Source organism: Enterococcus sp. FR204, assembly GCF_031143325.1.
In the GTDB taxonomy this organism is placed as follows: Bacteria; Bacillota; Bacilli; order Lactobacillales; family Enterococcaceae; genus Enterococcus_B; species Enterococcus_B faecium.
The window spans coordinates 1-957 of record NZ_JAKZIW010000103.1; the positions used below are offsets into that span (position 1 = coordinate 1).

Here is a 957-nt window from a genome sequence, read left to right on the forward strand (position 1 = left end):
CATCTTACCATAGACGAACTGACAATGATAGAATCATATTATCTTCAACATAATAAGCCGGTTGAAATCGCTAACCGAATGGGACGTGCTATACAAACTATTTATAATGTAGTCAATAAGTTCAAGCAAGGCAAGACTGCTCTTGATTATTGGCACCAGTATAAAGAAAATAAGAAAAAATGTGGTAGAAAAGTCATTCAATTACCTGCTCATGAAGTAGATTACATTAAAGAGAAAGTCACTCTTGGTTGGACGCCTGACGTCATTATCGGGCGAAAAGAAAGGCCTGTTTCATGCGGTATGAGAACACTTTATCGTTTATTTTCTAAAGGAATATTTGATATTGACACACTACCGATGAAAGGTAAAAGAAAACCCAATGGCCATCAGGAAAAACGGGGAAAACAACAGTATCAGCGCTCAATCCATGATCGACCTGATAATTATCCTGATTTCAATTCTGAGTTTGGTCACCTTGAAGGTGATACGATCGTTGGCATTCATCATAAAAGTGCCGTCATTACTTTAGTTGAAAGATTATCTAAAGTCATTATCACGATTAAACCCAACGGCCGTAAGGCATTAGATATTGAAACTGCCCTTAATCAATGGTTTTCTCGCTTCCCTAAAAACTTCTTTAAATCTATTACGTTTGACTGTGGAAAAGAATTTTCTAACTGGAAAGCCATTAGTAACCAACATGATATTGATATATATTTTGCGGACCCTGGAACACCTTCTCAACGCCCATTAAACGAGAATTCTAACGGGATTCTGCGTCGTAATGGACTGCCGAAATCAATGGATTTTAGAGAAGTGAATCAGACATTTATTTCCAGTGTCAGCAATCAACGTAATCATATTCCAAGAAAATCATTGAATTACAGAACACCAATCGAAATATTTTTGAGCTATGTACAAGAAGCATTTTATTCTAGCTTAATTTGACAAATCATA

The 957-nt window shown here is 36.2% G+C and carries 1 protein-coding gene; it reads left to right on the top strand.

Features of this window, described 5'->3' with window-relative positions; genetic code table 11:
* Positions 1-948, top strand: a 948-nt coding sequence (locus tag RG571_RS11995; protein ID WP_308947816.1) for an IS30-like element IS6770 family transposase, incomplete at its 5' end; no start/stop codon positions are given.
* Between the last annotated feature and the right edge of the window lie 9 nt (positions 949-957).